The 8,385-nt window shown below is 59.6% G+C and carries 8 protein-coding genes; 3 read left to right on the forward strand and 5 right to left on the reverse strand.

Features of this window, described 5'->3' with window-relative positions:
• On the reverse strand, positions 1-1,213 hold a 1,213-nt coding region (locus tag L0H65_RS09555), incomplete at its 3' end, for an MFS transporter (protein ID WP_301458644.1).
• A gap of 179 nt (positions 1,214-1,392) precedes the next feature.
• Here L0H65_RS09555 and L0H65_RS09560 point away from each other — a divergent pair.
• Positions 1,393-2,889 (forward strand): tetratricopeptide repeat protein, encoded by a 1,497-nt coding sequence (locus L0H65_RS09560; RefSeq protein WP_301458645.1) that lies wholly within the window; start codon positions 1,393-1,395, stop codon positions 2,887-2,889.
• A 68-nt stretch (positions 2,890-2,957) separates the two neighbouring features.
• Here the strand turns inward: L0H65_RS09560 and L0H65_RS09565 are convergent, their stop codons facing one another.
• From L0H65_RS09565 to puuE, 4 genes are all read right to left on the reverse strand, one after another.
• Positions 2,958-4,445 carry a nucleobase:cation symporter-2 family protein gene (locus L0H65_RS09565; protein WP_301458646.1) on the reverse strand — a complete coding sequence of 496 codons (1,488 nt, stop codon included), beginning with the start codon at positions 4,443-4,445 and terminating at the stop codon, positions 2,958-2,960.
• Positions 4,446-4,544: 99 nt separating this feature from the next.
• On the reverse strand, positions 4,545-5,048 hold the full coding sequence (locus L0H65_RS09570) for an ureidoglycolate lyase (RefSeq protein WP_301458647.1): 504 nt from the start codon (positions 5,046-5,048) through the stop codon (positions 4,545-4,547).
• A gap of 94 nt (positions 5,049-5,142) precedes the next feature.
• Positions 5,143-5,976, reverse strand: coding sequence for a bifunctional allantoicase/(S)-ureidoglycine aminohydrolase (locus L0H65_RS09575; protein WP_301458648.1), 834 nt, complete (start codon positions 5,974-5,976; stop codon positions 5,143-5,145).
• A complete protein-coding gene (gene puuE / locus L0H65_RS09580) occupies positions 5,973-7,388 on the reverse strand; it encodes an allantoinase PuuE (protein WP_301458649.1) in 1,416 nt (471 codons plus the stop codon). Before puuE ends, L0H65_RS09575 begins: the two co-directional genes overlap by 4 nt.
• Before the next feature lie 176 nt (positions 7,389-7,564).
• Here puuE and uraH point away from each other — a divergent pair, with 176 nt between their 5' ends.
• Together uraH and L0H65_RS09590 are read left to right on the forward strand one after the other, a co-directional pair.
• Positions 7,565-7,924: a hydroxyisourate hydrolase gene (gene uraH / locus L0H65_RS09585; protein WP_301458650.1), complete on the forward strand. Its 360-nt coding sequence runs from the start codon at positions 7,565-7,567 to the stop codon at positions 7,922-7,924.
• A gap of 93 nt (positions 7,925-8,017) precedes the next feature.
• A partial coding sequence (locus L0H65_RS09590) for a NifU N-terminal domain-containing protein (RefSeq protein ID WP_301458651.1) occupies positions 8,018-8,385 on the forward strand: 368 nt, incomplete at its 3' end.

The following is an 8,385-nucleotide window of genomic DNA, read 5'->3' on the forward strand; positions in this document are numbered from 1 at the left end:
CCCGCCCTTTCCCCAACACGCGACCGACCCCGAACGACGTTCGCGGCTCATAGGTGTAAGCTGTGCGATCATCCGGGCTGGGCCGCACGCGCATCCGGGCGATACCGAAGGCGATCAGGAACGCGTGGGCCGCGCCAATCAGGATGAACATCGCAGCAGGGCCAAAATATTCGATCAGCACCGATGCGGCAAGCGGGCTGGCAATCGCACCAACCGCATAGAGAAACATCAACGCCGCCGAAAGCTCCACCCGCTCCGCCGAGGATGCAAAATCATGGGCGTGGGCGGTTGACACCGAGTAAACCGGCATGGTGGCAAAGCCAAACATGCCCGCCGACAGAAACACCGCCACGGTTCCGGAACCGGAAAGCGCAATCGTCACGCCGCAAGCGGCAATTCCAGCGACCGACAGCCAGATCAGCACAGTACGGCGATCATACTTGTCGGCCAACCAGCCAACCGGGAATTGCGCAATGGCACCGCCAACAACAAACGCCGCCAGAAACAACGCGATCTGATCGGTGCGCAGCCCGACCTCGATGCCGTAGACCGGGCCAACCATACGAAACGCAGCACCGGAGACGCCCGACACAATCACACCCGCCGCCGCAAGGGGCGAGCGTTCCCACGCGAGGCTCGGGCGCAACCGCGGGGTCAGTGGCGTTTCGGGCGGCGTGGCCTTGGTCAGTGTCAGCGGAAAAAGCGCGGCACAGCACAACAACGCCAGCAGGTTATAGGACACATAGGATGCAGGCTCCAGCACCGCGATCATCAATTGCGCGCCAAGGCTGCCGCAGATATCGACCACCCGGTAAATCCCCATCGCACGGCCGCGCGTCTCATTCGTCACCTTGGCCTGCAACCACGCCTCGATGATGGTGAAACAGCCAGCGATGCAAACGCCGCTCGCCATCCGCATCAAGGCCCAGGCGTAGGGGTCGATCACCAGCATATGCGCAAGGATCCCGATGGTCCCTGCCCCAACCAATGCGGCAAAGGCGCGGGCTGGACCGACCTCCCCCATCAGGCGCGGCGCCCACCAGCAGCCGATGAAAAAGCCGACGAAATGCGCCGAGCCGAGCAACCCGATCTCGGTCGTGGTGAAATCAAGCGCCGCGCCGGAAATGGCATCAAGCGGCGCGACTCCGCCCGACCCCAGTTGCAGCAAGACCACGGACAGGAACAGAGCGGCGAAGGTGATCAGCAGGCGCATGGTGACGAAGGCTTTCCGAAGGTATTTTTGTCCGGGCGGGAATGTTGTCGCCCGTCGAATTCCACAGTTGCCGAATTTGCCGCCCCGCGTCCACCCCGTTCGGCCCTTGCGACTACGAGATCAAACCCGTTACGGTGCGGATGTAGATTTCAGCCCGTTTTTATTGAAGGACGTTCCAGATGACCCGCAAGTTCCTTTCCCCAATCCTGATGGTGTCGGGCTTGGTCATCGCCGTAACCCTTGGCTGGTACATGACAGAAGGAAAATCCATGTCCGATATCCTGACCCATGCCGCTGCCGAACCGGCAAGCCTGAAACCCCTGACCGAAGCGCATGTGAAAGACCAATTGCGCGCGCGTCTCGCTGATGTGAGCGCAGCGCTAGGCAATAACCCGACACCAGAACAGCAAGGCGCTTTGGTGCGGGAATTTGATCGGGTGTCGCGTGCGCTGTCGGCCCCGGCGGCAAGCCTGAAACAAGCCAGCGACGACCGCGCCTTGTTGGTCGATGTGCAAAACGCTTTCGGCCTGCCAGCCACAAAGGACAGTGCCCAGGCCGAAGCCGCGTTGAAAGCAGGCGATATCGCTGCCGCCGCACCGCTTTTTGCAGATATTCGCGCACAGGCAGAGGCAGACATCCGCCGCGCCGCCAAAGCCGCCTATGCGTTGGGCCGGATTGCAATGGCGCAAGGTGACCTTGCGGGCGCGAATGGCTTTTTCCGCCGCGCAGCCAGCCTTGATAGTCGCTATGATTATGTGAACGCCGCGCAGAGTTCCGCGATCCAATTGGGTCAGCCGGATGTGGCGATGACGCTTGCCAACCCGCTGTTGCAAGCAGCACAAGCCGAATTCGGCGAGGTCAGCGCCGAGCGGGCGGATGCCCTGTCACAGGTCGCGCAGGTTTTCCTGATGGCGAAAAAGCCTGCCGACGCGGAAAAACTGCTGCGAGAAGCGATTGCCGTGGGCGAAACCGCCACCGGCGGCAAGGATGAAGCGCAAGCCAAACGCCTGAACAATCTGGCCGCCACCCTGCGCGCGGCGGGCTTTACGAAGGAGGCTGAACCACTTTACCGCCAGGCGATTGCGATTGACCGCGCGGCCCCGCATGGGGCCTATCTGGAAACCGCAACCCGGCTTTCCAACCTTGCGGAACTGCTGGTTGCCACTGGTCGGGCGGAGGAGGCCGATGCGCTTTATGTCGAAGCGATCAAAGCAACGCGGCAAAGCTCCGGGCCGAGCAATCCGGATCTGGCGGGACGGATTGCCACGCTTGCCGATCTGCGCGGCAGCCTTGGCAAGAATGAGGAGGCGCTGCCGCTGTATCTGGAAGCGGTGGAGGCGAGCCGGGTGTCACTTGGCACCGATCACCCCGAATTCCGCAACCGTCTTGATCGCATCGCAGGCGCTTTGCGCAGGATCGGCAAGACGAGCGAGGCGGAAAAACTGTACCGTGAGTTGATCAGCCTGACCGAGGCGGCCGACGGCAAGGACAGCGCCGATTATGCGCGGGCGCTGAACAATCTGGCGCTGTTGCTGGCGGATGGCGAGCGCCGAAAGGAGGCCGAAACGCTGTACCGTGAATCACTGGCGATCCTGACGAAAACCGCAGGACCGGACAGCGCCGAAACGCGGCAAGTCACACAAAATCTGGGGGCATTGCTGGCGAAGAGCAACTGAGACCCGGCTTTCAGGCGTGAAAACGGGGGGCATATGCCCCCCGTTTTTGTTTTCGCCGGTGTCAGGGGTCAGTGATCCGCAACCGCTGCTGCCGCCTGCAACTCTTCTGCCGTGCCTTTGGCACCGTTGAAAAAGACGTTCAGCGCAACTGCGGCAATCGTTGCCAGCAAGATGCCGCTTTCGATCAGCGGATGGATCGCATGGGGCAACCACATCTTGAAATCCGGCGCGACCAAAGGGATCATCCCGAAGCCAAGCGAAACGGCCACAATGAACAGGTTGTAGCGGTTTCGGGCAAAATCAACACCCGAGGCCAGAATGCGGATACCCGTGGCCGCAACCATGCCGAACATCACCAGACCAGCACCGCCGAGAACTGTCGTCGGCAGCGCCTCGACCAGCACCGCCATTTTCGGCACGAGGCCAAGCGCCATCAGGATGACACCACCCGCGACGCAGATATAACGGCTTTTGATCCCGGTCACACCGACAAGGCCGACGTTCTGGGAAAAGCTGGTATAGGGGAAGGTGTTGAAAATCCCACCGAGCAAGGTGCCCAGACCATCGGTGCGAAGACCTGCGGCCAGGCGTTTTGGCGTAATCTCACGTCCGGTCATATCACCGAGGGCAAGGAACATGCCGGTGGATTCGATCATTACCACGATCATCACCAGAACCATCGTAATAATCATCACCGGATCGAAGATCGGGAAGCCGAAATGCATCGGCGTGATCAACGCAAACCAGCTTGCACCTGCAACATTACCGAAATGCATCATGCCAAGGGCAGCAGCAAGAACGCCACCGACGATGATGCCGAGCAACACCGCGATGTTGGAAATGAAGCCCTTGCCGAATTTCGCAAAACACAGCACGGCACCCAGAACGACGGCCGAAACCGCGATATCGTCAAGCGAGGCATATTTCGGGTTCGGAACTGTCGGAACCAGGCTCAGACCTTTGGGCAGTTCCGGCACGGTCGAACCCGCCGCCGCCGCCATATCGCCGACTTGCTTGAGCCATGCGACATGATCAGGATTGAGGGTTTTCACCGCAGTCGGCCCAACGGGCAGGCCGAAGATCCAGTTGATGCCGATTTTCATCAGCGTCACGCCGATCACCAGAATGATGGTGCCCGTGACGACAGGGGGGAAAAATCGCAGCATCTTGGCGACCAGCGGCGCAATGAGCATGGCGATGATACCCGCGCCGATGATGGCACCGAAAATCATTCGCGCGCCTTCATAGCCCGGATTGGCCGCCCCGATCGCGATCATCGGCCCGACGGAGGCAAAAGTCACCCCCATCATCACCGGCATCTGGATGCCGAAATAGCGGGTCATGCCGAAAGACTGGATGATGGTCACGAGCCCGCAGACGAATAGGTCCGCCGAAATCAGGAACGAGACATCCTTCGGTTCCAGTTGCAGCACGCGCCCGATGATCAGCGGCACGGCAATCGCACCTGCATACATCACCAGCACATGCTGTAGCCCCAGCGTAAACAGTTGGGGCACGGGTAGTATTTCATCTACCGGTTTCACCTTGTCAGTCAATTTGGAATTCCTCCCTTGGGAAATGGGGTCAATTTTCAAGCCACCTGCCGCCCCATCGGCAAGCGCCCGTCCGTCATCGCATCCTCTGCCTGACCTCCCTCAGTCAGCGGATGCGGGGGAAAGCCCGGAACCTGTCACGGTCCAGGGCAATTCGAAATGATGTTCTTCAAGATTTGGCGTGGTGCCGATGCGGTCCACCACGCCAAAAAGACCGGGGGCGGCCAGCGGCGTTAAAACGCCATGCCAGACACCACGATGCAGGTTGATACCCTGCGCGCCATTGGTCAGGAAGGCGCGGGGTTTTGCGTCGACCCCGGTGGTCACGACGACGAGGAAAGGATTTTGCGTCATCGGCAGGAAGGCTTGAGAGCCCTCGGGATGCCGCTCCACCAGTTCAATGTCGTAAGGAAAGCTGCACGGTTCGCCGAGAAATACCGATATCCCGGCGCGTGCATCGGCAAAATCGAGTTTCGCGCGGTCGTGAAACCGCCCGCATTTGCCTTTGTTGATCAACTTCTCTGGCGTGCCGGTTGCCTCCAGCACTTCGCCGAATGGCGCAAAGGCGGCGGCTGTCAGCGGTTCGGTTTGAATCGTTCTTGTCATTCTGGACCTATGGGTTTGCGGCGGATCGCCGGGGGTTTCACACCCCCGGACCCCCGTGGGATATTTCCTCAGAGAAGACGGGGCGAACGCGGGTTCATCTGGGATTCAGCGGACCGCGCAGATTGGCATGGCGGTTCACGTCTTTGTAAAGCAGATAGCGGAACGGGCCGGGACCGGCGGCGTAGCAGGCTTGCGGGCAGAAGGCGCGCAGCCACATGAAATCGCCGGCTTCCACTTCAACCCAGTCCTGATTGAGTTTATAAACTGCTTTGCCTTGCAGCACATAAAGCCCGTGTTCCATGACATGGGTTTCTTCAAACGGAATCACGCCGCCGGGCTGGAAGGTGACCACGGTGACATGCAAATCATGGCGCAAATCATTGGGGTCGACAAAACGAGTGGTCGCCCAGGCGCCATTGGTATCGGGCATCGCAGTCGGTGTGATGTCCTTGTCGTTCAGGATCAGCACGTCGGGCTTGGCCACGCCTTCCGCTGATTCATGGATTTTGCGGATCCAGTGGAAGCAGGCGTTGGCCTTGCCAATGTTGTGCAGCGCCCATTCGCTGCCAGCCGGGATATAGGCATAGCTGCCGGAGGTGAGGGCGTGGGTTTTACCCTCAACAGTCAGTTGCGCTGTGCCTTCGGTAAAAAACAGCACCGATTGCACCGAGGCGTCGTTTTCCGGCGTATCGGAACCGCCACCGGGGGCAACCTCCATCACATATTGGCTGAAGGTTTCCGAAAAGCCGGTCATCGGGCGTGCGATGATCCAGAGGCGGGTATCTGTCCAGCCGGGCAGGAAGCTGGTGACGATATCGGAAAACACACCTTTGGGAATGAAGGCATAGGCATCGGTGAACACCGCACGTCCGGTCATCAGTTGTGTTTGCGGCGGCAAGCCGCCTTTTGGGGCGAAATATCCGGTCATGGCAGCATATCCTTCAGGCGCAATTCGGCAATGCGTTCCACCTGTTTGCAGGCGGTTGTAAATTCGGTGTCCGTGTCATTGCCGATGCGGGTTTTGAATGCGGCAAGGATGCTGTCTTTGGTGTTGTCACGCACGGCGATGATGAAGGGAAAGCCGTGCTTGACGACGTAGTCGGTGTTCAGCTTTTCAAAGGCACTGCGTTCGGCGTCGGTCAGGCTGTCCAAGGCGGCGCTGGCCTGTTCGGCGGTGCTTTCGGCGGTCAGGCGTTTGGCGGCGGCGAGTTTGCCAGCAAGATCGGGGTGCGCGGTCAGCACGCCCATACGCTCGGCCGCCGAAGCCGACCGGAACATCCGACAGAGTGCATTGTGCAAGCCTGTGGCGCTGTCATGGGCGGGGCCGAGTTCCAGCCCGTGGGCGCGTTCAGCTATCCATGGCGAATGTTCAAAGATCGAGCCGTATTGCGCCACGAATCGCGCGGCGTCCATTTGGCTGGGACGCTCATAGCGTTGGTGCGGATGGTTGGCGGCCCAATGCGCGGCGATATCCATGCGGCGCGGGAACCAGACATCGGCGTGGCCTTGGGCGTAGTCCAAGAACCGCATCAGACCCGCAATTTTGCCCGGACGCCCAATCAACCGGCAATGCAACCCGATGGAGAACATCTTGGCGGCGCCGGCCTGCCCTTCGGCGTAGAGCACGTCAAAACTGTCCTTGAGGTATTGGAAAAACTGCTGGCCCTCAATGTAGCCAGGTGCTGTGGCGAAACGCATGTCGTTCGCCTCCAGCGTATAGGGGATGATGAGCTGGTCGCGGTCGCCAAACTCCATCCAATGCGGCAGATCATCGTCATAAGCGTCGGCAATCCAGTCAAAGCCCCCCTCTTCGGCAACCAGACGCACCGTGTTCACCGAACAGCGCCCCGTATACCAGCCGCGCGGGCGCTCCCCCACAACTTCGGTATGCAGGCGGACCGCCTCGGCAATCGCGGCGCGCTCTTCCGCTTCGGGCATGTCTTTGTGTTCGACCCATTTCAACCCATGAGAGGCGATCTCCCAATCGGCAGCCTTCATCGCGGCAACTTGTTCGGGGTTGCGCGCAAGGGCAGTGGCCACGCCGTAGATCGTGACCGGGGTGCCGCGTGAGGTGAACAGGCGGTGCAACCGCCAGAACCCGGCCCGCGCGCCGTAGTCATAGATCGATTCCATGTTCCAATGGCGCTTGCCCGGCCAAGGGGCCGCCCCTGCGATGTCAGACAGGAACGCTTCGGACCCGGCGTCGCCATGCAAAAAGTTGTTTTCACCGCCTTCTTCATAGTTCAACACGAGGGACACAGCGATTTTTGCCCCATTCGGCCAAGCCGCATCGGGAGGATTGGCACCATAGCCGATCATGTCGCGGGGATATCTGTTCACGGAAAGCCTCATTCTTGCTGGCATATTCCCCTATATTACGAAAAGCGGATGGTTTTTTACAAAATATTATTGAAAGACCTATTGCGCATCCTGACAGCTTTTCCGTGTCAAAGAGGTCGTCACAACGCCAGCAATGCGGCACAATCACCGGAGTATCAGAACAGGGGAGACAAAAGATGGCTGCGGGAAAATTGACGACGCATGTGCTGGATACCGCACGGGGCAAACCGGCAGCGGGTGTGAAGATCACGCTGTATCGGGTGTCTGTCGGTGCCAACACGAAAATCGTGGAAACCACGACCAATGATGACGGTCGCACCGATGCGCCGATGCTGATTGGAGCGGATTTGACGGTCGGAAATTATGAACTGGTATTCAGCGCCGGGGACTATCTGCGCGCCAGCGGTCAGGCGAGCGGCGATGTGCTGTTTCTGGATGATATTCCGATTCGCTTTGGTGTGCCGGATGCGGGCGCACATTACCATGTGCCCCTCCTGATTTCGCCCTTCGCCTATTCAACCTATCGCGGCAGCTAAGGCAAACCGCCGCAGGGCGGTTTAGAACCATTCCAAACCTTGACTTCGCACTGGCTTGGGCGCATATCTGACTGGAATAGTCGGAGATATATCATGTTCATCCAGACCGAATCCACGCCGAACCCGGCGACACTGAAATTCCTTCCCGGCCAGACCGTTCTGGAACTGGGGACCGCTGACTTTCCGACTGTGGATGCGGCGGCAAAATCGCCTTTGGCGAAGCGCATCTTTGCGGTTGGCGATGTTGCAGGGGTTTTCTTTGGCACCGATTTTGTGACCGTAACAAAAGCCGAGAGCGCGGAATGGGGCCACATCAAACCTGCGATTCTGGGTGCGATCATGGAACATTACCAGTCCGGTGCCAGCGTGATTGAAGGCGAGCAAGCCGCATCCGGTCATGCCGAACACACCGGCGAGGATGGCGATATCGTGGCACAAATCAAGGAGCTGCTGGATACCCG

The organism is Pseudorhodobacter sp., from assembly GCF_030452865.1.
In the GTDB taxonomy this organism is placed as follows: Bacteria; Pseudomonadota; Alphaproteobacteria; order Rhodobacterales; family Rhodobacteraceae; genus Pseudorhodobacter.

What these genes read in the sequence shown, in the direction of transcription:
- L0H65_RS09560 (WP_301458645.1), top strand. Translation starts at nt 1,393, where the DNA reads ATGACCCGCAAGTTCCTTTCCCCAATCCTGATGGTGTCGGGCTTGGTC.
- L0H65_RS09570 (WP_301458647.1), bottom strand. Translation starts at nt 5,048, where the DNA reads ATGACAAGAACGATTCAAACCGAACCGCTGACAGCCGCCGCCTTTGCG.
- L0H65_RS09575 (WP_301458648.1), bottom strand. Translation starts at nt 5,976, where the DNA reads ATGACCGGATATTTCGCCCCAAAAGGCGGCTTGCCGCCGCAAACACAA.
- uraH (WP_301458650.1), top strand. Translation starts at nt 7,565, where the DNA reads ATGGCTGCGGGAAAATTGACGACGCATGTGCTGGATACCGCACGGGGC.